Annotated in this window: 22 protein-coding genes and 1 tRNA gene; 10 read left to right on the forward strand and 13 right to left on the reverse strand. The window is 40.8% G+C overall.

Translation table 11 applies throughout. The annotated features are described in order from the left end of the window. The first annotated feature begins 120 nt into the window (after positions 1–120). Positions 121–195, forward strand: a tRNA-Gly gene (locus BTV98_RS00625). A gap of 189 nt (positions 196–384) precedes the next feature. On the opposite strand, the gene BTV98_RS00630 is transcribed toward BTV98_RS00625, so the two are convergent. The 9 genes from BTV98_RS00630 to BTV98_RS00670 form a co-directional block, all read right to left on the reverse strand. Beyond that, positions 385–1,452 (reverse strand): TRAP transporter substrate-binding protein, encoded by a 1,068-nt coding sequence (locus BTV98_RS00630; protein ID WP_058368965.1) that lies wholly within the window; start codon positions 1,450–1,452, stop codon positions 385–387. A 182-nt stretch (positions 1,453–1,634) separates the two neighbouring features. After that, positions 1,635–2,828 (reverse strand): 3-oxoadipyl-CoA thiolase, encoded by a 1,194-nt coding sequence (locus BTV98_RS00635; RefSeq protein ID WP_058368966.1) that lies wholly within the window; start codon positions 2,826–2,828, stop codon positions 1,635–1,637. A gap of 77 nt (positions 2,829–2,905) precedes the next feature. Next, positions 2,906–3,973 (reverse strand): 2Fe-2S iron-sulfur cluster-binding protein, encoded by a 1,068-nt coding sequence (locus tag BTV98_RS00640; RefSeq protein WP_058368967.1) that lies wholly within the window; start codon positions 3,971–3,973, stop codon positions 2,906–2,908. A gap of 54 nt (positions 3,974–4,027) precedes the next feature. Next, complete coding sequence (gene paaD / locus BTV98_RS00645; protein ID WP_082638029.1) at positions 4,028–4,519, reverse strand: 1,2-phenylacetyl-CoA epoxidase subunit PaaD; 492 nt, start codon at positions 4,517–4,519, stop codon at positions 4,028–4,030. Positions 4,520–4,527: 8 nt separating this feature from the next. Next, complete coding sequence (gene paaC / locus BTV98_RS00650) at positions 4,528–5,301, reverse strand: 1,2-phenylacetyl-CoA epoxidase subunit PaaC (RefSeq protein ID WP_178379337.1); 774 nt, start codon at positions 5,299–5,301, stop codon at positions 4,528–4,530. A 28-nt stretch (positions 5,302–5,329) separates the two neighbouring features. Beyond that, entirely contained in the window at positions 5,330–5,611 is a 282-nt protein-coding gene (gene paaB, locus BTV98_RS00655; protein ID WP_058368969.1) for a 1,2-phenylacetyl-CoA epoxidase subunit PaaB, read from the reverse strand. A gap of 241 nt (positions 5,612–5,852) precedes the next feature. Next, positions 5,853–6,788: a 1,2-phenylacetyl-CoA epoxidase subunit PaaA gene (gene paaA / locus BTV98_RS00660; protein ID WP_075102721.1), complete on the reverse strand. Its 936-nt coding sequence runs from the start codon at positions 6,786–6,788 to the stop codon at positions 5,853–5,855. Positions 6,789–6,898: 110 nt separating this feature from the next. After that, positions 6,899–7,351 carry a PaaI family thioesterase gene (locus BTV98_RS00665; RefSeq protein ID WP_058368971.1) on the reverse strand — a complete coding sequence of 151 codons (453 nt, stop codon included), beginning with the start codon at positions 7,349–7,351 and terminating at the stop codon, positions 6,899–6,901. Positions 7,352–7,429: 78 nt separating this feature from the next. Next, the gene (locus tag BTV98_RS00670) at positions 7,430–8,236 is read right to left on the reverse strand and encodes an enoyl-CoA hydratase-related protein (RefSeq protein ID WP_058368972.1); all 807 of its coding nucleotides are present in this window, start codon (positions 8,234–8,236) and stop codon (positions 7,430–7,432) included. 360 nt (positions 8,237–8,596) lie between these two features. Here BTV98_RS00670 and paaN point away from each other — a divergent pair, with 360 nt between their 5' ends. The 7 genes from paaN (at position 8,597) to BTV98_RS00705 (ending at position 16,758) form a co-directional block, all read left to right on the forward strand. Then, positions 8,597–10,282 carry a phenylacetic acid degradation protein PaaN gene (gene paaN / locus BTV98_RS00675; RefSeq protein ID WP_058368973.1) on the forward strand — a complete coding sequence of 562 codons (1,686 nt, stop codon included), beginning with the start codon at positions 8,597–8,599 and terminating at the stop codon, positions 10,280–10,282. A gap of 272 nt (positions 10,283–10,554) precedes the next feature. Then, positions 10,555–12,114: a 3-hydroxyacyl-CoA dehydrogenase NAD-binding domain-containing protein gene (locus BTV98_RS00680; RefSeq protein WP_075102722.1), complete on the forward strand. Its 1,560-nt coding sequence runs from the start codon at positions 10,555–10,557 to the stop codon at positions 12,112–12,114. After that, positions 12,101–12,655 (forward strand): hotdog fold thioesterase, encoded by a 555-nt coding sequence (locus BTV98_RS00685; protein ID WP_058368975.1) that lies wholly within the window; start codon positions 12,101–12,103, stop codon positions 12,653–12,655. Before BTV98_RS00680 ends, BTV98_RS00685 begins: the two co-directional genes overlap by 14 nt. A 54-nt stretch (positions 12,656–12,709) precedes the next feature. Continuing rightward, positions 12,710–13,996, forward strand: coding sequence for a phenylacetate--CoA ligase family protein (locus BTV98_RS00690; protein ID WP_058368976.1), 1,287 nt, complete (start codon positions 12,710–12,712; stop codon positions 13,994–13,996). A gap of 107 nt (positions 13,997–14,103) precedes the next feature. After that, positions 14,104–14,880 carry an enoyl-CoA hydratase/isomerase family protein gene (locus BTV98_RS00695; RefSeq protein WP_058368977.1) on the forward strand — a complete coding sequence of 259 codons (777 nt, stop codon included), beginning with the start codon at positions 14,104–14,106 and terminating at the stop codon, positions 14,878–14,880. 43 nt (positions 14,881–14,923) lie between these two features. Further along, positions 14,924–15,760, forward strand: a complete 837-nt coding sequence (locus BTV98_RS00700) for an enoyl-CoA hydratase-related protein (protein ID WP_256713805.1) — start codon at positions 14,924–14,926, stop codon at positions 15,758–15,760. A 206-nt stretch (positions 15,761–15,966) separates the two neighbouring features. Then, positions 15,967–16,758, forward strand: a complete 792-nt coding sequence (locus BTV98_RS00705; RefSeq protein ID WP_075102723.1) for a glucose 1-dehydrogenase — start codon at positions 15,967–15,969, stop codon at positions 16,756–16,758. 92 nt (positions 16,759–16,850) lie between these two features. On the opposite strand, the gene BTV98_RS00710 is transcribed toward BTV98_RS00705, so the two are convergent. The 3 genes from BTV98_RS00710 to BTV98_RS00725 form a co-directional block, all read right to left on the reverse strand. Next, positions 16,851–18,095: an amidohydrolase family protein gene (locus tag BTV98_RS00710; RefSeq protein WP_075102724.1), complete on the reverse strand. Its 1,245-nt coding sequence runs from the start codon at positions 18,093–18,095 to the stop codon at positions 16,851–16,853. Positions 18,096–18,495: 400 nt separating this feature from the next. Next, entirely contained in the window at positions 18,496–19,401 is a 906-nt protein-coding gene (locus tag BTV98_RS00720) for a LysR family transcriptional regulator (protein WP_058368981.1), read from the reverse strand. A gap of 162 nt (positions 19,402–19,563) precedes the next feature. Continuing rightward, on the reverse strand, positions 19,564–20,172 hold the full coding sequence (locus tag BTV98_RS00725; protein ID WP_256713806.1) for a YceI family protein: 609 nt from the start codon (positions 20,170–20,172) through the stop codon (positions 19,564–19,566). 430 nt (positions 20,173–20,602) lie between these two features. On the opposite strand from BTV98_RS00725, the gene BTV98_RS00730 reads away from it, so the two are divergent. Continuing rightward, a complete protein-coding gene (locus BTV98_RS00730) occupies positions 20,603–21,007 on the forward strand; it encodes a DoxX family protein (protein ID WP_058369906.1) in 405 nt (134 codons plus the stop codon). A 238-nt stretch (positions 21,008–21,245) separates the two neighbouring features. Then, complete coding sequence (locus BTV98_RS00735) at positions 21,246–21,899, forward strand: YoaK family protein (protein WP_058369912.1); 654 nt, start codon at positions 21,246–21,248, stop codon at positions 21,897–21,899. Between the two features lie 203 nt (positions 21,900–22,102). Here BTV98_RS00735 and BTV98_RS00740 read toward each other — a convergent pair whose 3' ends face one another. Continuing rightward, a complete protein-coding gene (locus tag BTV98_RS00740) occupies positions 22,103–22,429 on the reverse strand; it encodes a GNAT family N-acetyltransferase (RefSeq protein WP_058369907.1) in 327 nt (108 codons plus the stop codon). Between the last annotated feature and the right edge of the window lie 9 nt (positions 22,430–22,438).

Raw genomic sequence — 22,438 nt, forward strand, 5'->3', positions numbered from 1 at the left:
CAAATCTAGCGATACTAACAATAAAGTTGAAAAAAGGCATTGACAGTCCCAGAATATTTGCTAAAATAGCCAGCCTATCGAGACGTAGTCGTTATCAATAACACTGCGATTTGATATTTAGCGGGATTAGCTCAGTGGTAGAGCATAACCTTGCCAAGGTTGGGGTCGAGAGTTCGAATCTCTTATCCCGCTCCAAATATGGCTCTTTAAGAGTACTAAAGCCTCACTTTATAGTGAGGCTTTTTTTATGGATCATACTTTTGTATTAAGCATAAATGGGCATCATAAAGATACCCATCGTATATGTGGTTTTTAAGCTTTCAAAGAAAGCGCGAAGTCACAAGTAACATCAAACATGACAACATCTCAACGCAGCCTTATAAACTAAACTTTACAAGCGGCACTAGCGGCTTTGGCTTTTTCATAGACGCCATCGGCATCTAAACCTAGCGCATTGACATCATCTAAATACTTTTGAGTACCAGCTTCAAGTGGCTCTTTCCATGCTGGGTCGTTAAGTGGGTCTGGAATTTCGATGAATTGATCGCCTTTAGCACGAGCTTCTTCTATAAACTTAGCATCTTCTCTATCAAACATCTCACCTGCAATGTCTGCCATTACTTTACCTGAATTGTCATCAATAATTTTTTTGAGATCATCTGGTAAGCTTTGATACTTGTCTTTGTTCATAGTGACCAGTAAGGCTGAGCTATAAAATGGAATGTTAGTATGCGCATTGGTCAGCTCTGTCAATCTAAAGTCACCAGTAGGACTCCAAGCAAAGCTCAAACCATCAATAACGCCACGTTGCAACGAAGTGTAGATATCAGTAGCAGGTAAGCCAACAGGTGATGCACCAGTTGCCTCAATGATGTCACCGGCGACTGCTGACGGTCTGCGAATGCGCATACCTTTCATATCATCTGGTGTACGGATTAATTTATCTACTGTATGCAATGCTCCTGGACCTGCGCCCATCATGAATAACAGATGTGTGTCTTCATATTCGCCAGCAAGCGTACCATCGTCATAGAGAGTTTGTAATATACAACTCATTTGAGAGGCTGAATTGGACAGCCCTGGAAGTTCAGTGATCGTCGTTAGAGGGAAGCGTCCGGCAGTATAGCCGTGCGCTTGAGAGCCGATGTCTATCGTGCCTTTTGCAGTCGCATCGTAAGTAGCATCAGGTTTACTTAGCGTTGCTGAGGGGTAGATCTCAACTTTTAAACGACCATCTGATTCTGTCTCAAGCTTTTCAGCCCACGGTTCAAAAACGTCAGTTTGCATGGCCGAAGTTGCTGGCCAAAAATGTGAAAATCGCAAAGTGGTTGTTTCTTGCGCTGAAGTTGCAGAACCGTCAGCAGTACTATCCGCTTGATTTGAGCAGCCTGATAGTCCTAATGCTAGTGCCATAGTTAAAGACATAGCACTAAGTTTGACTTTGATTGACATATTTATCACTTCCTTGTAGATAAACCAAAAATAAGAATTGTTAACAATATACTACACAATTTACAGCAAAGCACTCACTTTAGTCCGTGAAGTAGACATTAAAGAGCTTTGCAAATATTTACGTATTAAGATAAAAGAGCCATGCTTGCATAGCTCTTATATTTTAGAATTACAACTAGTAGCTAAACTGCCTCAATGGCCATAGCAATACCTTGGCCAACACCTATGCACATAGTGATCAAAGCTTTACGACCTGGTTTGCCTGCAATATCTGTTACTGCACTACCTGCGATGCGTGCCCCTGAAGCCCCTAAAGGGTGACCTAAAGCTATAGCACCACCATTTGGATTAAGACGAGTGTCAGTTGGCTCGATACCAAAATGATTTAATATTGCCAAACTTTGACTGGCAAACGCTTCATTAAGCTCAATGACATCAAAGTCAGACATTTTAAGACCTGTGCGTTTGAATAATACTTCAACCGCTGCTATAGGACCAATCCCCATAATACGAGGTTCTACGCCACGTGCTGCTGTTCCAATTACTCGAACTTTGGGGGTAAGGTTATGCTGCTTACAAGCATCTTCAGAAGCAAGAAGTAAAGCGGCTGCACCATCATTTACGCCAGAGGCATTACCTGCAGTTACAGTACCGCCTTTAAATATCGGTTTTAATGATGACAGTTTTTCTAAGGTTGTATCAGCACGAGGATGCTCATCGGTATCAACCGTGATTTGACCTTTTTTACGATCCATATAAGTGACGGGCACAATCTCTTTCGCCAAGCGCTCAGTAGATTTGGCTGCTTTCATTTGTGAATGATAGGCAAATTCATCTTGTGCTTCACGAGAGATGTTGAATTCTTGAGCCACGTTTTCTGCGGTTTGTGGCATGGAATCGCTACCATACTGCGCTTCAAGCGTTTTATTAGTGAAACGCCAGCCGATAGTCGTATCATAAACCTCAGCATTGCGATCGAATGCTTTAGTAGGTTTGGCCATGACAAAAGGAGCACGTGACATAGATTCGACGCCACCTGCTAGCATAATATCAGTCTCGCCTGACTTAATGCTTCTCGCTGCCAAACCAATGCAATCAACACCTGAGCCACATAGACGATTAAGAGTAGTCCCTGGAACTTCGACAGGATATCCTGCTAATAACAACGACATTCTTGCCACATTTCGGTTATCTTCGCCCGCTTGATTGGCACATCCAAATAAGCAATCGTCAATCAGTTTTGGGTCAAAGTTATTGTTTTCACGGATATGTTTGAGCACAGTAGCCGCCAAATCGTCTGGACGAATGGAAGATAAGCTGCCACCATATCGACCAAAAGCGGTACGGCAATAATCTACTATATATACATCTCTCATAAAAAATACTCAGTTTAATCTTGGTTTAATTACTCATCGAAAAACGATGCAGAGTTAAGAAGGTATGAAAATGATTGTTAGACATCAAAATCTACTATCGCTGTATCAGTCTGTACATGGGCTTGACAGGTCAATACATATCCTAAATCTACCTCATAATCTTCTAGGCCATAGTTGATAGCCATAGTAGCTTCGCCCTCAACCATTTTTGCTTTACAAGTTGCGCAGACACCGCCTTTACAAGCAAAAGGCACACTTGCACCTGCATCAATCGCTGCATCAAGAACGCTCTGACCCTCAGCCAAACCAATGACTTGCTTACGACCGCCCGAAATGATGGTAATCTGTTTGTCAGCATCGCTATGTACGACAGGACGACGAACCGTCTGACTAGTGGGAGTACCAAATAGCTCAAGATGAATGTTCTTTTTATCAATACCTTTATCGATTAACGCTTCTCTAAAGCCTTCAATAATAGGCAGTGGCCCGCATAAATAAGTGTGGTCTAATGTATCTGTATTAATAAAAGCAGATAGCAGTTGTTCGAACCGTTCGCCTTCAGGACGGGCAGACAAGATATCCAAATCTCTAGGTTCTCGTGTCAAAACATGGATAATAGACAATCTACCCATGTATCTGTTTTTTAAGGCTTCAAGCTGATCAAAGAACATCACTGTTTGTCGTTTAGCATTGATGTAGACAAAATCTATATGAGTATTATCTGTATTTTCTAGCAAGTACGTTACCATTGCTAAAATAGGCGTTACACCACTACCAGCTGCCACAAAAAGATATTGCGTTGCCTGCTTCATGGACTCTGTGTCCTCAAGAGGTAAACAAAAATCTCCTTGAGGTGCCATGACGTCGATAGTATCACCAGCTTTTATAGTACTAGAGATATGCTGAGAAAAAACACCTTCAGGTACATTTTTGATGCCAACCCGTAGATAGTCGTCGCCCATCTGACAAATAGAGTAGAAGCGCTCGACTTCTTCATCAGCGATATGAGTTTTAAGTTTTAGGTGTTGTCCAGGAAGAGCTTTGAAGTGGTTTGATAGATCTGTTGGAATATCAAACTTTAGTGTCACTGCTTCATCAGTTTCAGGAAGTACTTCGACTACTTTTAAGGAGTGATAGACAGACATAATTATTCCTTTAAAATTTGTCTATAAAGTGTGTTATTAATTTTTATTACAGCATTAATGGCATTTAAAGTATTCAAATGGTTCTTTACATTCAAGACATTTATACAATGATTTACAGGCAGTAGAACCAAAATGACTGACGACTTGGTAACTGTCACTGCCACAGTGCGGACAACGTTTGGGTTCGTTATCATCATCCGATCCTGGCGGCGCGATACCGTAATCTTCAAGCTTTACAATCCCTTCAGGCGTGATCCAATCTGTTGACCAAGCTGGAACCAGCTGCTCTTTTAAAATCGGTTTAGGATAACCTGCATCGAGCAGTGCATCACTCACCATCTTTCTGATAGCAGAAGTAGCAGGACAGCCAATGTAGGTGGGGGTAAGGGTTACAGTAATCGATCCAGCTTGTTTATCAACACTGATATCTCTGATAATACCTAAGTCGTTTAATGTTAATACAGGCACTTCAGGATCAGGTACATTAGCCAAAATTTCTGTTATCTCATCGATATCTAGCATCGGTGTTAGCTGAATTTTAGTCATATCAGTATCTACCATTTAGCGTCAGGGAACTCCCGACGTAAAGATTGCATTTCAGCCAATAATAGGCCAAGCGTTTCGGTATGCAGACCCTTTGTGCCACCACTATGATGATATTTGTCTTGTGGCATAGTAAGACTGGCCTCACTAATAAGGGCGAGAACATCTTTACGCCATTGCTGTTTTATAGTCGCCATAGACTTTATAATGCCTAACTCTTGTGCTGACTTGATGGTCTCATCTTCTTCAAAAAGCTCATTTGTATATGCCCAAAGATCATCTAAAGCTGCTTGCAATCTTTGGTGACTCTCGTCAGTACCATTACCAAGACGTACCAACCATGCACGCTGATGAATATAATGATACTGAACTTCTTTGGAAGATTTGATAGCAATGGCTTTAAAGGTATCAACGCTACTATCTTGCATGTCTTGATATAGATATTTGAGGTAAGTACTTACAAAAAAGCCTCTAAGGGTCGTGACTGCAAAATCGCCTTTTTCTAACTCAGCAAGTAGATAGTTAGTGTATTCACGCTCATTGCGAAAATACGCCAATGTATCAGTATCTCTTTTTTGTGCGTCGTTATCTGCAGCGACCTCTAGCCAAGCCATCGCTTGTCCTAAAGTGTCCAAACCAATATTAGCAAGTGCCAGCTCTTCTTCAATAGTAGGGGCGTGACCTACCCATTCGCAGTGGCGCTGTGCCAATACTAAAGCGGTATCTCCTAAGCGCAGGGCATAGTCAAAAATAGTTTCTTCACGGTTTATGGTAATAGTGTTCATAACAAGATCCATTAATAAATAACGTCAATTACATGTGGCCAACTTCGTCAGGAATTTCATAGAAAGTTGGATGACGATAAATTTTATCAATAGAGGGCTCTAAATAAACATCTTGATCATCATAGTCTAACGACGTGATATTATTAGATTTGACTACCCAGATAGAAGTACCTTCATTACGACGAGTATATAAATCTCGAGCATTCTGTAATGCGATCTCGTCATCAGTTGCGTGTAGTGAACCAACATGTTGATGAGATAAACCAGCTTTGGCTCTAATAAATACTTCGTATAATTGAGGTTTGCTCATTGCTAACTCCTTTAGCGTTCGTTTGTTACTAGCATTCGTTTATTACTAATTAGCCTTTATTTATCACTAAGTAAGTATCGAATTTATCTGATAATCTAACTGAATATATAAAATAAAAAGCAGAATTATAAAAACATGCTATAGATAGAAGATAATGATTAATACTAAAAAATAGTGATTAGCGACAGCATGCAGCCATCGCTACTCTACACATTAATGTTTGAAATATAGAACAGGTCTTTTAGGCAGCTTTCTTCACTTTTTGTTTAGCTTCATAAGCAAGTCCTGCATCAACGACCCATTTACCATCTTCTTGTGCTTGACGACGGACATTCATGCGGTCTTTGTTACACAGGCCATAGCCACTAACGACTTGTTTGAACTCCTGCCAATCTATAGGGCCGTGATCATAATGACCTGTCTCTTCATTCCATTTTAAGTCAGGATCAGGAATCGTTAGACCTAAGTATTCCGCTTGTGGAACTGTGATATCGATAAACTTTTGGCGTAGCTCATCGTTACCAAAACGCTTAATCTTCCAAGCTAAAGACTGATCGCTATTAGTTGAATCCTTATCATGTGGACCAAACATCATTAAGGCGGGCCACCAAAAACGATTAATAGAATCTTGCACCATGGCTTTTTGCTCAGCAGTGCCATCTTTTACAAGCTCAGTTAGCAGCTCATAGCCTTGACGTTGATGGAAGGACTCTTCTTTACAGATACGCACCATAGCGCGGGCGTAGGGACCGTATGAAGTACGTTGTAGAGCAACTTGGTTAACAATAGCAGCACCATCTACTAACCAGCCAATCATACCCATGTCCGCCCAACTTCTTGTAGGGTAGTTAAAGATAGAAGAGTACTTCATCTTTCCTTCAAGCATAGCGTCGATGGTCGCCTGTCTTTCTGCACCCAAAGTTTCTGCCGCACAATATAAGTATAGACCGTGACCTGCCTCATCCTGAATCTTCGCCATAAGAATAGATTTACGGCGTAAAGATGGGGCGCGAGTCAGCCAATTTGCTTCTGGTAACATCCCAACGATCTCTGAATGAGCATGCTGCGATATTTGACGAATCAAACTTTCGCGGTAGGCTTCTGGCATCCAGTCTCTAGGCTCAATTTTGACATCACGTGCGATTTTATCTTCAAACTTCTTATCAGTATTTCTCATGACTTACTCCTTGTTATTCGTATTCCTTTCAATACAAAGCACTTGTCTTGATAGCGTATCACTAAAATATGTATTATATTCAAAGGTTTATGTTGCATCATAATATATCATTATATAAAAATATAGCATATTATTGTTAGCGCACATAATTTATTGTCAGTGTCGAACACTTCTACTTGACCCCTAACTACCTTACTGCCTGCTTTGATAACCTTGGCTTTGATAGAAACTTTTCCAGCTTTTATCGGCCGCAAAAACTCTGTGTTTGAGTTTAAGGTAACCATCTCTTTGGTCTGACCAACTTGAGCCAATACTGGGAATACCAATAAGGAGTCTGCTAAAGCCATTACGGCTTGACCGGATAAAATCTCAGCTACATTGGGAGCAGGCACCTTCCTATATAAATCAGGATTATAAGCCAGCTCATAGTGAGCCTCACCTGCAGTGAGTTCAATAATATCTACAGAGAAGTTATTGAGTACCCAAGCCGGAAAGACATCATCAATTTGCTTTCTTATAATATGGCCATACGTTGACATAGTTTCTGCATTTGCATGAATCATCGATGAATACTTCCAGTAAGGGTATAAGATTGAGTGTAGAGATTAGAATGTATGGTTTTAAACTTTTAAAACTGGCATTTACTGCTTGTCTTTATAAAAGACAGCAGGGCGCTTCTCTAAAAAAGCGGTGACCCCTTCTTTATAGTCATCGCTATAACCTGCTTCACGCTGATATTTTGCTTCAAGTTCGAGCTGCTCTTCTAGTGAATTAGAAGTTGCTTGATTCAATGCTTTTATCGTGAGTTCTGTACCAAGAGCTGGTCCATGAGCCAAGCTTGTCGCAAGTTTTGTCGCTTCATCCATCAGCCTATCTGCTTCATAGACTCTCCAAACTAAGCCATATTCTAAAGCTTGCTCTGCACTAAGCGTGGCATTGGTTAATACCAGCGCTTTTGCATGTGCAAGCCCAATCAATTGCACCAATGCCCACGTCAGACCTGAGTCTGGGACTAAGCCAATTTTGCCAAAAGCCATAGCAAACTTTGCTTTATCGGCACACAAAACAATATCGCAAGCCAAAGCAATACCTACCCCAGCGCCTGCTGCGACGCCATTGACAACAGCTATAGTCGGCTTACCTAGGTTTGTTAAGCGCTTCATTAATGGATTGTAGAAGTCAATGATAGTTTGACCCAAATCATACTTTTGCTTGCGAGGGTCTCGATTGCCTAGGTCTTGGCCAGCACAAAAACCTTTACCAGCACCAGTAAAAATGACTGCTCGTATCTGTTCGTTTGCCACTACTTCATCAAGTGCAGCAGCCAATGCAACGTGCATGTCTTCGTTGAAAGAATTGAGTTGTTTGGGACGGTTTAAGGTAATCGTTGCGACACCATTTTCATGAGTCATTAAAACCGTGTCTGAGGGAGTGGTACTAGAATTCATACAATTATCAATCCATTGATTTTTACAAAAATAAGGTCAAATGCTTTTGTCCAATAACTATCAATGGTAGTGAAAATTGTTAACATTAACAAGCAGAGAAGTATAAAATAGTAAGAATCGGCAAAAAGCGAATGAGTTCTTCATTTTTCTATCATTTTAACTATTTGTTATAAAAGGAAATATTTTGAAGAATTCATAGCGCTATTTTTGTGTACTACTGTGCACTCTATTGCATACCAAATCATAATGTAGTATGGTTTTTCAACTTAATAAGATATATCAGTAATAAAGAATGGATGTAAAAAGTAAAAAGATTGGACTGTTAAATAGGAATATTCTAATACTCATAAGGAGCAATAAATGACAGACTTTTACGAAAAACATAAAGAGACATTATCGAAAGCTAGAGAAGTTATCCATACTCGAGAAGCTTGGTCTGCCTATCCAGAAATGCCAAGTGAAAAGCATTACGGAGAGGGAGCTAAACAAAAAGGCGAAGACGATTTTAATGCGTTATTGGGCGGCAAATACGAATTTAAAGTACCGATGAAAGATGCCGAGTATGTTCAGTGCGATGCAACCTCTCCTTATGGTATTGACATGGGTATGCAATATCCAAAACTTGAAAAAGACACCCTGCTAAAGCGCTCACAACAAGCACAAAAAGAATGGCGCAAGCTTGATAATGATACACGTTTTGGTATCTGTATGGAGATGCTTGATAGATTGTCAAAACAGTCGTTTTTGATGGTACACAGCATTATGCATACGACAGGCCAGCCCTATATGATGTCGTTTCAAGCAGGTAGTGCCCATGCGTTAGAACGTGGTCTTGAGACGATTGCTTATGCGGCCAATGCAATAGAAGCAACGGCAAAAACCGTCAAATGGGACAAAGTAACCGGTAAAGATAAAGAAGGTAACTTAATATCGGTCAAAATGGATAAGACGTTTAAGACACGCGGCAAAGGTATTGGCGTGATGATCGGCTGTGCTACTTTCCCTACCTGGAACGGTTATCCTGGACTCTTTGCCAGCTTATCGACTGGTAACAGTGTCATCGTCAAGCCGTCTGATAAAGCGATTCTACCTTTGGCTATTACGGTAGATATCATGCGTGAAGTTCTGCAAGAAAGTAATGTCGATCCTGATGTCGTGCAAATAGCGATTTCAAACAATGATCATACTTATACGCAAGATATCGTCCAAGATAAGCGGATTAAAATGATCGACTTTACCGGTGGTAACTCCTTTGGCGATTGGCTTAAAAAGAATACCGATGGCGTACAACTTTATTTAGAGCAAGCGGGTCTTAATAATATTCTTATTGAGTCAACCGATAACTTTAGAGCCATGACCAGTAACATTGCTTTTTCATTATCACTGTATTCAGGTCAAATGTGTACAGCTCCGCAAAATATTTATATTCCAAAAGACGGTATCGAAACCAATGATGGTCATAAGAGTTTTGATGAGGTAGCTGATGGTATAGCGACTGCTGTCGAAAAACTATTAGGTGATGATAAACGTGCTTTTGCTCTATTAGGCGCATTGAATAGCGACGATGTAGCGAAACGAGTAAAAGACAGCGCTGATGGTGATAAAACATTTGTATTAGGCATGCAATCTGCAAATTATGAAGGCTTTCCAGATGCCAAAACTGCCAAACCGCAACTGATCAAAGTGAGTAAAGACGATGCTGAGATGTATCAAGAGCAGTTTGGGCCAATAGCCTATGTGATTGCAACAGATGATGCACAAAATGCGCTTGAATTGGTCTGTGATAGCATTGAGCAGCATGGTGCGATGACTACAGCGTTATATAGTACTGCAGAGAAATTCAAACGTGAGGCTATGGACGATATTGCTGATGCAGGCTCACCGTTGTCAGTCAATTTGACTGGGGGCGTCTATGTCAATCAGTCTAGTGCTTATTCAGATTTTCATGGTTCAGGACTAAATCCTGCTGCCAATACTTGCTTAACCGATTTAGGATTTGTGGCTCCTCGCTTTGGTTGGGTGACAGTACGTGAACAAACCAACTAATCATCGGTAAATTATAAATTGGGTTTGCCTTTGGTTTTTTGAGGGTAACGTTGTGAGTATATGGATAGTACACACAGTCTTTTATTTGCATCTCCTTATAAGACCTTAGGATAACAGGTAAGCCAAGTTTAAGTTTTATTCAAAATAAAATAGAGTCTACTGACTATCAGCAGTGGGCTCTATTTCCTCAATAGGTACGTTTTTACCTTATTTTATCTTATATAACCACTAGCGTGTATAAACGTTAACTTTATGACATACAAGGAAGTTGTATGAATAACGAAAATTTCGTTGTTGGTGTCATTGGTGCCGGTACGATGGGCCAAGGAATAGTGCAGCTTGCACTACAAGCTGGTCACAACGTAATACTGGTCGACCAATCAAGCGAACAACTACAATCTGCCCAATCATCACTCGATGATTTATTTACTAAATTCGTCAAAAAACAAAAAATCACTCAACAGCAAAAAGACAGCTGGCTTGATGCGCTTGCTCTTAGTGAAAATAACAATGAGTTGATAGACGCAAAACTAGTCATTGAAGCCATTGTAGAGCGCTTAGATGTCAAGCAACAAGTGTTTAGCGAGCTTGAGTCTATTGTTAGTTCTGAAACTATTTTGGCAACCAATACCTCCTCACTATCTGTGACAGCCATTGCCTCATCTTTAAAAAATCCGCAACGTTTTATTGGATTACACTTTTTTAATCCACCCGGTATCATGCCTTTAGTCGAGGTTATTGAAGCCCTTCAAACTGAAGATAATACGACCCAAACCAGTATTAAGCTGATGGAAAGTTGGGGTAAATCGCCAGTACGTTGTAAAAATACGCCAGGTTTTATAGTCAATCGCGTTGCTCGTCCTTTCTATGTCGAAAGCTTTCGCTTACTTGAGGAACAAATAACGACGCCTGCTCATCTTGATGCGAGTATCCGTAGCGCAGGATTTAAGATGGGACCTTGTGAGCTGACAGATTTTATCGGACAAGATATTAATTATGCCGTTAGCTGCTCTTTATTTGATAGCTTGTTCTATCCTGCGCACCTGCGCCCAAGCTATGTGCAAGGTGGGTTAGTCGAAGCAGGTTTTCTTGGTCGCAAGAGTGGCAAGGGTTTTTATGATTATAGTGAAACCAGTGCTAACCAAAACAACGACAAGGGCAACAAGGTCATCTCATCACAAAGTAGTGAAGGGGCAGTAGGATTTTTAGCGTATGGTCATCATCCTTGGGTAGCTGAGCAATTAGACAATAAAGAGGCTAAAGGTAATAAAGAGACTAAAGGCAATGATGACTCATCACTCATAAAAGAAGCGCCATTGACAGAGTCTTTGATAGGGATATTAGATAACCATATACATCTGTATGCTTCAGATGGCAGGCTAGCTGCTGATTGGGAGGCATCACTACAAATACCAGTGATATTAGTAGATATTAAGCATCCTGATAAGCAATCAGGAGTAGTCGCTACAGCTGCAGGCCCTAAAGCTGCTGCGCTGATGGCAGGCAATCTGCCTCAGTCTTTAGGTAAGATCGATTGGATCGAAGTGGCAGACTGTCCTGGATTAATAAACCTACGCGTCCTTAGTATGATTATTAATGAAGCTTCTATTTGTGTTACCCAAGGCATAGCGACACCTGAGGGTATCGATAGTGCGCTTAAAGGCGGTGTCAATTATCCCTTAGGCGCTTTTGAATGGCTTGATTTTATAGGTGTCGATATCGTTATCAATACCCTGAGCGCTCTGCGCCGTATGTATGGTAGTGGCAGTTATGTTGTCCCGCGTATTCTTGCAATACAGGCAAACAAGGAGCATAGCGATGGCTCACAATGAAGCAAACAACACGCTAACAGATACAGCCAATAACTCGGTACGATTGCCTAGCTTTAATCGCTCATTAACGTCAGATGCAAATTCAACTCAGACAAATGACAGTGTCGTATCCCAGCAAACGGCAGACGAACAAGCACTAAGTATCGCTAATAAAATGCTCGCTAATGACCATTACTCACAGCATTTGGGCATTGAGATTGTAGAGGCTAAAACAGGTTATTCTGTTTGTAAGATGTTGGTTCAACCCTTTCACGCAAATGGTCACGGCAGCTGTCATGGCGGCGCTATATTCAGTTTAGCTGATACCACTTTTGCACATATTTGTAATGCTCACAATCAAATAGCAGTTGGTCACATGTGTACTATTGCTTATTGGCAACCAGCTAAAATTGGCGATGAGCTGTATGCCTATGCTTATGAGTCAGGCGTTCATGGACGATCAGGCTCTTATCGTATAGAAATTACTTGCGGTGCAAATGGTCATTTGGTCGCTGAGTTTCAAGGCTTTAGCAGGTCTTTAAAAGGGGCAAGCCATTTTTAATGGCGTCATTGGATTACACCCAGTTTTATTATCTATTTTAAAAAGGAATTTAAGATGAGTTTAGAGTTTTACAATCGTATTGAAGTTGCCTCTCGTGACGAGATATCGGCCTTACAGCTAAAACGTCTCAAGCATACGGTCAAACATGCTTTTGAAAATAATACTTTTTGGAAAAATCGTTTGGCAAGTGCTGATGTGCATCCTGATGATATTAAGTCATTAGAGGATATCAGTAAAATACCATTCATGGTAAAAAACGACTTTAGGGATAACTATCCGTTAAATCTGCTGTGTGCTGAGCGCCGCGAAGTCGTTAGGTTACATGGCTCATCAGGTACGACAGGTAAACCTACGATTGTCGCTTATACTCGTAATGATATCGAGATGTGGGCAGAAGCAGTCGCTCGCTCGCTCGCTATTGCTGGTGTGACCTCAGATGATACAGTACAAGTCGCTTATGGCTATGGTCTATTTACTGGCGGGATGGGCGCGCATTACGGTGCTGAGCGTCTGGGCGCTATGGTTATTCCTATCTCAGGCGGTATGACCAATCGTCAGATTCAGATTATCGAGGAGCTAAGACCAGAGGCGATGATGGTCACGCCGTCTTATATGGTCAATATCGCTGAAGCCATGGAAAAAATGGGTCAAGACCCGCGCAAAACCAGTTTGCGAGTGGGTATCTTTGGCGCAGAGCCATGGACAAATGAGATGCGCAGGCATATTGAAGAGCGCTTTAATATGGATGCTTTAGATATTTATGGACTCTCTGAAGTGGTCGGACCAGGCGTTGCTCAAGAAGCAGTCGCTAGTAAAGGTGGACTCACTTTTTGGGAGGATTTATTTTATCCTGAAATTATCGATCCAGAGACTGGCGAAGTATTGCCTGATGGAGAACAAGGCGAGCTGGTTATCACTACCCTTATGAAAGAGGCAATGCCTGTTTTGCGTTATCGTACTGGTGATATTACCCGTATTCTACCAGGTGATGTGCGCTCAATGCGGCGTATCGAAAAGATAACCGCCCGTAACGATGATATGATTATTTTGCGTGGTGTAAATATTTATCCTTCGTTACTAGAAGAGCAAATAATGAAAGTGCCAGGTCTTTCTTCAAACTATTTAATAGAACGCTATCGTGTGGGCGCTATGGATCAGCTGCGTATTCGTGTAGAGCCTGTGGATGAAAATCAATCCAGCTCGCGGTTAAAAAAAGAGCTTATCTACAATGTTAAATCAACCATTGGTGCGAGCGTAGAAGTTATTATCGAACCTATCGGTGTGTTACCGCGTTCAGAAGGAAAGGCTAAGCGTGTCATGGACTTACGCCAACATGCCTAATACTAGTAGGGTGTAAGATAGCTATTAGGTTTGAAAGATTTAACGATAGCCGTGACATGCTCAAATCGTCAACAACCTCTAATCGCATGATAAAAAAGAAGGAACTTATGGAACACAAGTCATTTTTGCAAGTCGATAAGCTCGATAATGGTATTTTCCAACTAGGAATCAATCGTCCTGAGCGTAAAAACGCTCTTAACACTGAGCTGGTTGTGCACTTAGCAGATACTATAGAGTCTCTTGTAAATTCAGAGGTGGCTAGAGTCATCGTAATATATGGACTGGAAGGAAATTTTGCGGCTGGTGCAGATATTGACGAGATTGCAACTTTGAGTCCAAAGCAGGCTTTATTGGATGCAAGAGTAAGCGCATGGCGACGCATCAGACAATGCCCGATTCCTATTATTGCAGCAGTTGAAGGCTATTGTCTTGGCGGTGGTATGGAGCTGCTGCTATCTTGTGATTTTGCTATAGCGCATAAAGACGCAAAGTTTGGTTTACCTGAAGTAAAATTGGGGTTGATGCCAGGCGCTGGTGGTACGCAGATTTTACCAAGACTCATTGGTAAAAACCGCGCCGCTAGAATGATATATTCAGGCGAAATTATGCCAGCCTCCACTATGGAAAAATGGGGCGTAATTACGGATTTGTGTGACGAAGAGGTGTTAGAAGCGGCAGTATCAATAGCGACAAAAATAGCAAGAAATGCACCATTTGCCATCAGTCAAGCCAAGCAATCATTGAATAATTCGGTAGAAATGGGACTTGAGTCAGCCATGAGTTTTGAGCGCCAGACCTTCTCTATTTTAGCGTCTACTACTGACAAAACTGAAGGTATTGCTGCTTTTAAAGAAAAACGACATGCCAAATTTACAGGAAACTAGTTTCCTAAAACCATCTTCGAGTTTAATAATAAGAGAAACCATCATGAAAAAGGATACCGTAGTAGATTCAGACTCAACGACAAATACCATGAAAACTACGCTAAAAAAATATGAGCTAATAAATGTCTTAGAACATGATTTTAAGGTTTATCAGCTGTCTTTGAATAGACCTGAAGTCTTAAATGCGTTAAACGATGAATTGATGTGCCAGCTGAGTGAAGTGACATCTTTATTACAAGACAATGATGCTCGGTGCCTAGTTTTGACCGGTAGCAAAAAAGCGTTTGCTGCTGGAGGTGATATTAGTGAGATGAGCGGTAAAAGCTATGCTCAAGTGTCTGAGGAGCAATACGTCACCTCGATATGGTCAAAGCTAGAACAGCGTAGTATTCCTATCGTAGCTGCAGTGAATGGCTTAGCACTAGGAGGCGGCTGCGAGCTGGCTATGCTATGCGATATTATAGTAGCGGGTCATGGCGCGACGTTTGGGTTGCCCGAAACAGGGCTTGGTATTATCCCTGGAGCAGGTGGAACACAGCGACTGATCAGAGCTGTAGGGAAAGCCAAAGCTATGGATATCATATTGAGCGGAAAAACGATGACGGCTCTAGAAGCTGAGCGTAGTGGTTTGGTGTCGCGTGTGGTCGAGGACGAAAAGGTGGTTGAGGAAGCGCTTTATGTGGCACACAACATCGCCAAACGTTCTAAACCTGTGATCAGTATGGCCAAAAGGGTGGTAGATTATGCCAATGAATCCAGTTTGAAGAACGGTATGCAGTATGAGCAGCAAAATTTTTATGCAACCTTTGCATTAGAGGATCAAAAAGAAGGGATGCAGGCTTTTTTAGAAAAACGTCGACCCAATTGGCAAGACAAATAAAAGCTAGGTTTTAGAATAAACAGTTATAGAGACGAAAAGTTATTATTTGAAAGCTTATATATACAATAAGTACAAAAGACGGTCAATCTGTCACATCAAGTCAAGTTAATAAGCGCATACTTAAGACTGGCATTCAAACAAGAGTGACAATCAAATTGTATATAACCACCTAACAGTTATATAAATAACAATTATAAGAAGCAAGTATGCAAAATTTTCAACACAAAGCATTTGATGAATTGTTTGATTTATCAGGAAAAATTGCCATCGTGACTGGTGGTGCTAATGGTATTGGTAAAGCCACGGCACTACGTCTGGCACAAGCTGGTGCAAATATCGCTATTGCAGATCTAAAATTAGAAGACGCTAAAGCTGCTATTAAAGATATTGAAGAGCTAGGGGTCAAAGGTTTAGCGGTCGAATGCAATATACTAAAAGATGATGATCTAGTCAGCATGGTAGAAAAGGTGGTGGCTGAATTCGGCACTATCAATATATTAATTAATAATGCGGGCGGCGGGGGCGGTGGTCGTGAAAATCCTTCGAAGATATCAGTTGACGATATTCGCCGTGATTTTGAATTGAACGTTTTTAGTGGCTGGCGTCTGTGTCAATTGTGCGTACCATACATGAAAGAGTCAGGTTATGGCTCCATTGTGTTTACCACCTCCATGTCCAGTATTAATAAAAGTCCAAATATGAGTGGTTATGCAGGATCAAAAGCGGCTGTCAATCATATGGTGGCAAACTTGGCACATGACTTTGGCCCTGAAGTACGTATTAACGCAGTTGGTCCTGGCGCGACGCGCACGGCTGCGCTAGAGAGTGTGTTGACGCCTGAAATTGAGGAGAAGATGCTAGCAAATACGCCTATTAAGCGTTTAGGTGAAGCCGACGATATCGCTGGAGCAATGCTGTATTTTGCATCGCCAATCTCAACTTGGGTGAGTGGTCAAACTATCTTTGTAAATGGCGGCGGTGTGCAAACGTTGGATTAAGATTAAGGCTATAAAAGCATTAAAAAAAGCGCCGTCTAACTTTCAATTAGATGGCGCTTTTGTTGTCTTGACCTTTGTCAATTTAAGCAAAATCACTCAAAGCAAATATGAGCCGCTTCATTACAAAAAGTCTGCTTGCCATTTTTAAAGCCTGCGAGCGCTTGTGCATTGGTGCGGATCGCTTCTACGGTACTTTTAGCTTCTAACACAACTAACGTTGCAGGTGCGTCAACGACTATCTCAGTCTGTAATGAAAGTAATTTGGCCGCATTTTTGCTAATCATATCAAAGGCATCAGCTAACTCATCATCCGTAGATAACTGCGCGATATTGGCATACATGTTGGCCATTCTAACGAGCGAGGCGTCACCATAAGGCGTAAAGGCGTTTAAAATATTATTGCTAGAGATTGCCGTATTGAGACCCAACGCTGCAAATTGATTCGCATTGACTGTGCCTCTAGGTATTAAGCATTCATAATTGCTACCGTTGATATAGATATCAGTAGCTGGTAGTACAATCAAGGTGATGTCTGCTTGTTTGAGCAATCCTGCCATCTCGCCACGCTTCATCTTATCCATAGCCGCCAGCTTCGTCACGTGACCGATAGACACGCGACCTTGATAGCTGCGCTTGATGGTCTCTTCTACTACTTTTGGAATACTTGAACCTTCGGGATCTAAATCAAAATCTAGATGAAAGTCAACATCGACATCAAACTGCTCAGCGATATCGAATATCATCTCGATATGCTGGTCTGGATTGTCATCCTTATACGGGCAACCGCCTATTAGATCAGCGCCTTGTTCGAGCGCCTGCTGTAATAATTCAAGCGTTTTAGGTTTGGTTGTGAGACCCGACTGAGCAAAGGCACATATCTGTATATCAATAGCAAAAGCATATTTTTCTTGTGCTCTTTTGATTGCTCTTAAGCTACGTAATTCGGTTTTTTCATCAGTCTCTACAAAGGTACGCAGGCCTACTGTGCCTTTTTTAATCGCCATCTCAATGACCCTTGAGGCGCGCTCAAACACATCGGCTTCAGTAAAGTGTTCTTTGGCTTTACCTGTCTCTTCAATTGCCTCCTGAAGTGTGCCTTCTTGTACGCTACAGCGATCTAGAATGCAGGCTTTATCAAGGTGGATATGGCTCTCAAAAAATCCTGCGCAGACAAAATTACCTTTTGCATCATAAATAGTCTTAGATGTGTCAGACTGACCATTAGTTGAAACGCTCTTAACGCCATCTATACTGGTAATATAAGCATCCTTTATACTGATATTAACTGGGTATTTATAGCCCGTTAATTGAGCATTTTTTATTATTAAAGTTGTCATTATTATTTTCCCATATATAGTTGCATTTGCTTATTTTTATTAAAAGTTTTATTTGCGAGAGATTGTTTTAGTGATTTAAAAGAGTAAAGTATTTAAAATTCATCCGCTATCAGTTGTTGTCTTTTCTAAGTGGGAGTTGTGTAGACGTACAGCACAGGATAGTTTGTTTGGTCATATATTGTAATATTATTATGTTTGGCACCACTAAAAACTTGCGATTTTCTACATCTTTTAACATGGATTTAACCGCGCCTTCCATCTTGAGCGCACCTACCAGCTTTTTCATACCAACGCGTGCTGCCGCCATGTCACCAACTTCGAAATAGGTAAATGAAATATCTATCCGTAAAGAAGGATATGGAAGCGGTAACCATGACTTGATCGCTACAAGATATGTTTATCAGAATTCATCCCAATAAGGATGGTCACCAAAACGCTCTGCAATAAAATCAATCAAATAACGGCAGCGCTGTGATAAAAAGCGGTTTTTTGGATATACCGCATAGGCGTTAAGGGTGGGCAACTGATATTGCTTGAGAATAGGTACTAGCTCACCTTTGGCCAATCTTTGGTAAGCAATAAAGGTTGGTATAAAAATAATGCCATGATCTTTCACTGCCAAATCTACTAAAAACTCACCATTGGTCGCTTTGATTTTTGCATTTATTGTATAGTTATGCTTTTTTCCTTGCGCATCAGTAAGCTCTAGATTGCTTGTTTTACTAAGGCCATACTGCAAAAATTCATGTTCTGCTAAGTCTTCGAGCGTTTTAGGTGCTCCCATCTTTTCTAAATACTCAGGACTGGCACAGAGCGCATAGCGAATCAGCGCTAAACGCTTTGCCTGATAGCTGGAGTCTTGTAGCTCTCTAATACGAATGGCTAGCTCAAAACCTTCTTCAATTAAGTCCACATGCCGATCAGAAAAATCTAAATCAAAGCTTAGATTGGGATGTTGATTGGCGTACTCATCGATCACATCATTTAGATGCATAAGCCCAAATGACAGGGGCGCTGTCATCTTGAGCGTGCCTTCAATACGTGTGGGCGCTCCACTGGTCTGCTCATTAAGTGCGTCCACTTCACTGAGTATATTGTTCGCCTGTCGATAATAATGCTCACCAGCCTCGGTCAAGTTAGACTGCCGTGTGGTCCGACTTATCAATTGATTGCCCAAGCGAGACTCTAAATCTTTTAGTCGCCTACTTACGGCCGACTTGGCAATATCTAATTGCTCAGCGGCTTTAGTAATACTACCGGCTTCGACAATGCGTACAAACATTGCCATATCTTCTAGCTGCCCCATTTTAGCTGTCCTATTATTATCCTAACTCATCGCTTTATGAGATTGACTGCATAAAACTCCCATGAACACTTTTATAAAATAAAAAAAGCTGGGTTAAAAACCCCAGCTTCATTGTAGTACAGATTGTCTTAAGTGGACGAGCCATTGTTGTTTAAGGTCTACTTACTTAAGATCTGCTTGTTTACTGCCTTCTACCTGAATGACCAGCTTGACATCTTTCATCATACCGCCGTCTGTATAGGTATCGATACCCCATTTGGTTCTGTCGATAGTGGTTTCAAAATCACCACCACAAGCTTCTGCTTCTAACAAAGGACTATCGTAGCAGTTAAATTTAGTGGCTGTTAAAGTCACAGGATGAGTCTCATCAAGTAAGGTTAAGTCACCTTTGACGGCCTTAACTTTATTGCCATCAAACTGCCATTCAGTAGATTTAAAATAAGCCGTTGGATATTCTTTTACATTGAAAAAGTCAGCAGACTTTAGATGCCCATCAAAGACTTTGAGGCCTGTGCTTAAGCTGCCCATAGGGATAGTAATACCTATAAAGCCTTTTTGCTCTTCAGGTGCGTACTCAAGAGTACCCGATAGATTATGAAAGCCGCCGCTGTTGGTCGTAGTGCCAAAGTGATCGACAAAAAAGCGTACTGCGGTATGTTTGGGATCAAGCTCGTAAGTCGCTGCATGACCCAAAGTGCTAAGCATACCAAGCGCACTGATGGCTGCAAAAGTCATAGCACGATTCGCTTGTTTGATAGATTTTAAAGTCATTATAAGTCATCCTTTTTATTTAAGTAAGTACGTATAGGCAAGTACAGTGTCGAGCGAATATACCACCTTTTTTAATCATCAGTTCAAAGACTGATTTTATTTGGAAGCGTGCTTATTAAGCGTAGCTTACGCATTGAATTGATAAGTTTAGCAAAAAAAGACTGTGTCTGATGCCAAACAGTATCAAAAAATGTGTATTTCCGTTATTTTTTGTACTTTTTGAGGTGTTATAAATACGTCTATAAATAAACTCCGCTTAAGTAATTTTTTAATTATTAATTGTTCTCTAAATGAGAACAGACATTTGTAATTAGTGCTGTTTATCTAAATCTAATCAACACATACAATAAGCTTACTGAACAATCAAAAGAAAAAGACCAAATATATCTACATTCGTAAATATGTATTTATAAATTTATGGAGAGTATTGATGGATAAGTTACAAGATTTGAGTGCTCCTATTGGTCGCCTATTCATATCAATGATTTTTATTTTTTCGGGGTTTAGCAAGATTACAGGTTACGCTGCCACAGCTGGCTATATGGAGTCTGTAGGCGTACCAAGTATTCTACTGCCATTAGTGATTGCACTTGAGCTATTAGGCGGTATTGCTATTCTAATTGGCTTTAAAGCACGTTTAATATCATTGCTGTTTGTCGGTTTCAACATCGTTTCTGCACTTCTTTTCCATCAATTTTGGAATGATGAATCACAAATGAACCCATTTATGAAAAACATCGCAATGGCCGGTGGTTTTCTGATGATATTTGCTCATGGTCCAGGCGCTTACTCAGTCGATAAAGATCATGCACCTAGAACAAGAACGTTACACTAAGCAACGCCAAGCTAAACACTGTCAAATCAATTAACGTATGGTAAAGAAGAGGTCTTCATCATTATGAACACATCGACGAATATAGCCCTAATCATCGGAAGCCTGCGCAAAGAAACAATTAATCGCAAGTTTGTCGTGTTTGCCGGAAATGCCAGTGCATAACACTGCATCTAATAACGATAAAAGTGGCGCCCAAAATAATAATTCACCAAGCTTTTGGCAACGTTATCAAGCGCCTGTGTTATTGACGGTGGTTGGTGGCGCTATTGATACCATTGGTTTTATTACCTTATTTGGGTTTTTTACTGCTCATGTGACTGGCAACTTAGTACTAGCAGGTAGCGGCTTAGTGAAAGGCGAAGATGGGCTATGGATTAAGCTTGCATCTGTACCATTGTTTATTTTGACGGTAGTAGTAACGAAGATATACATAGATAAAAGCAAAAAACAGCAGCTGATACTGAGTCATTTATTCTTGGCTGAAGCGGCATTCTTGACCGCATTTATGATTGCAGGCTTGTCTTTTCAACCCTTTATTGATGCAGGTGGTATTACCGTTGCAGTAACTGGTGGCTTAGGTTTAACGGCTTTAGCGATTCGTAATACTGCAAGCAAAACAGTCATCAAGCATATGAGTCCAACGGTACTGATGACAGGTAATACCACGCAGTTAGGAATAGGTCTATCGGACTACTTATCAAATAGAACGTCTGAAAATGCCAAAAAGCTAGGGCATAGCTCAGCACTGGTTATAAGCTTTGTGATTGGTGCGTTATTAGGCGCTATTCTGTATGTTAAGTTGAGCTATTGGGCAGTGGGTTTGTTTGTGCTGCCGGTGCTCTATCTGTCATTTTTGGCTAGAGATAAAGAATTTTTACAAAATATCGGTTAAGACTTTCTGTATTTTTAAATCGCTTTATTGATTTATTATTTGTTAAAGTAGGGCTATTAAATCACTACGGTCTAATTTTTAATGAGCAAACCATTAAAAATAAAAGTTTCTAAAAAAATTAATGGTTTATTGTTAAATCAAAAACGCTATGCTTTTTAGCAGGGCGTTTTTTTGTTTTTAAAACACGTTGTTCAAAATGTGAGTTACGGCGTAGCGTTATGAAAGACAGAGTTATCTTGATACTCAGAATGCTTGTCGATATAAGACTTCACATAAGGACAAGTTGGCTTAACACGTAGACCTTTAGCTGCTGCATCATCTAAGATATATTTGACTAGATACCCTGCGATACCTTGACCGCCTAATGACTTAGGCACTTCGGTATGCTTATACTCAATACCTTTTTCACCTTGACTGGTGGTAAAAAATTCATAGTCTTCGAGGGCCATTTGATCATCGAGATGAATCTCAAAACGCTTCTTATCTGTGTTATTGATAACGTCATAGTCTAATGTTTGTTTGTCAGACATAGTATGTTT

Source organism: Psychrobacter sp. Cmf 22.2 (assembly GCF_001921745.1).
In the GTDB taxonomy this organism is placed as follows: Bacteria; Pseudomonadota; Gammaproteobacteria; order Pseudomonadales; family Moraxellaceae; genus Psychrobacter.

Coding starts and splice junctions, on each gene's coding strand:
- BTV98_RS00630 (WP_058368965.1), bottom strand. CDS start 1,452: ATGTCAATCAAAGTCAAACTTAGTGCTATGTCTTTAACTATGGCACTA.
- BTV98_RS00635 (WP_058368966.1), bottom strand. CDS start 2,828: ATGAGAGATGTATATATAGTAGATTATTGCCGTACCGCTTTTGGTCGA.
- BTV98_RS00640 (WP_058368967.1), bottom strand. CDS start 3,973: ATGTCTGTCTATCACTCCTTAAAAGTAGTCGAAGTACTTCCTGAAACT.
- paaD (WP_082638029.1), bottom strand. CDS start 4,519: ATGACTAAAATTCAGCTAACACCGATGCTAGATATCGATGAGATAACA.
- paaC (WP_178379337.1), bottom strand. CDS start 5,301: ATGAACACTATTACCATAAACCGTGAAGAAACTATTTTTGACTATGCC.
- paaB (WP_058368969.1), bottom strand. CDS start 5,611: ATGAGCAAACCTCAATTATACGAAGTATTTATTAGAGCCAAAGCTGGT.
- paaA (WP_075102721.1), bottom strand. CDS start 6,788: ATGAGAAATACTGATAAGAAGTTTGAAGATAAAATCGCACGTGATGTC.
- BTV98_RS00665 (WP_058368971.1), bottom strand. CDS start 7,351: ATGATTCATGCAAATGCAGAAACTATGTCAACGTATGGCCATATTATA.
- BTV98_RS00670 (WP_058368972.1), bottom strand. CDS start 8,236: ATGAATTCTAGTACCACTCCCTCAGACACGGTTTTAATGACTCATGAA.
- paaN (WP_058368973.1), top strand. CDS start 8,597: ATGACAGACTTTTACGAAAAACATAAAGAGACATTATCGAAAGCTAGA.
- BTV98_RS00680 (WP_075102722.1), top strand. CDS start 10,555: ATGAATAACGAAAATTTCGTTGTTGGTGTCATTGGTGCCGGTACGATG.
- BTV98_RS00685 (WP_058368975.1), top strand. CDS start 12,101: ATGGCTCACAATGAAGCAAACAACACGCTAACAGATACAGCCAATAAC.
- BTV98_RS00690 (WP_058368976.1), top strand. CDS start 12,710: ATGAGTTTAGAGTTTTACAATCGTATTGAAGTTGCCTCTCGTGACGAG.
- BTV98_RS00695 (WP_058368977.1), top strand. CDS start 14,104: ATGGAACACAAGTCATTTTTGCAAGTCGATAAGCTCGATAATGGTATT.
- BTV98_RS00700 (WP_256713805.1), top strand. CDS start 14,924: ATGAAAAAGGATACCGTAGTAGATTCAGACTCAACGACAAATACCATG.
- BTV98_RS00705 (WP_075102723.1), top strand. CDS start 15,967: ATGCAAAATTTTCAACACAAAGCATTTGATGAATTGTTTGATTTATCA.
- BTV98_RS00710 (WP_075102724.1), bottom strand. CDS start 18,095: ATGACAACTTTAATAATAAAAAATGCTCAATTAACGGGCTATAAATAC.
- BTV98_RS00720 (WP_058368981.1), bottom strand. CDS start 19,401: ATGGGGCAGCTAGAAGATATGGCAATGTTTGTACGCATTGTCGAAGCC.
- BTV98_RS00725 (WP_256713806.1), bottom strand. CDS start 20,172: ATGACTTTAAAATCTATCAAACAAGCGAATCGTGCTATGACTTTTGCA.
- BTV98_RS00730 (WP_058369906.1), top strand. CDS start 20,603: ATGGATAAGTTACAAGATTTGAGTGCTCCTATTGGTCGCCTATTCATA.
- BTV98_RS00740 (WP_058369907.1), bottom strand. CDS start 22,429: ATGTCTGACAAACAAACATTAGACTATGACGTTATCAATAACACAGAT.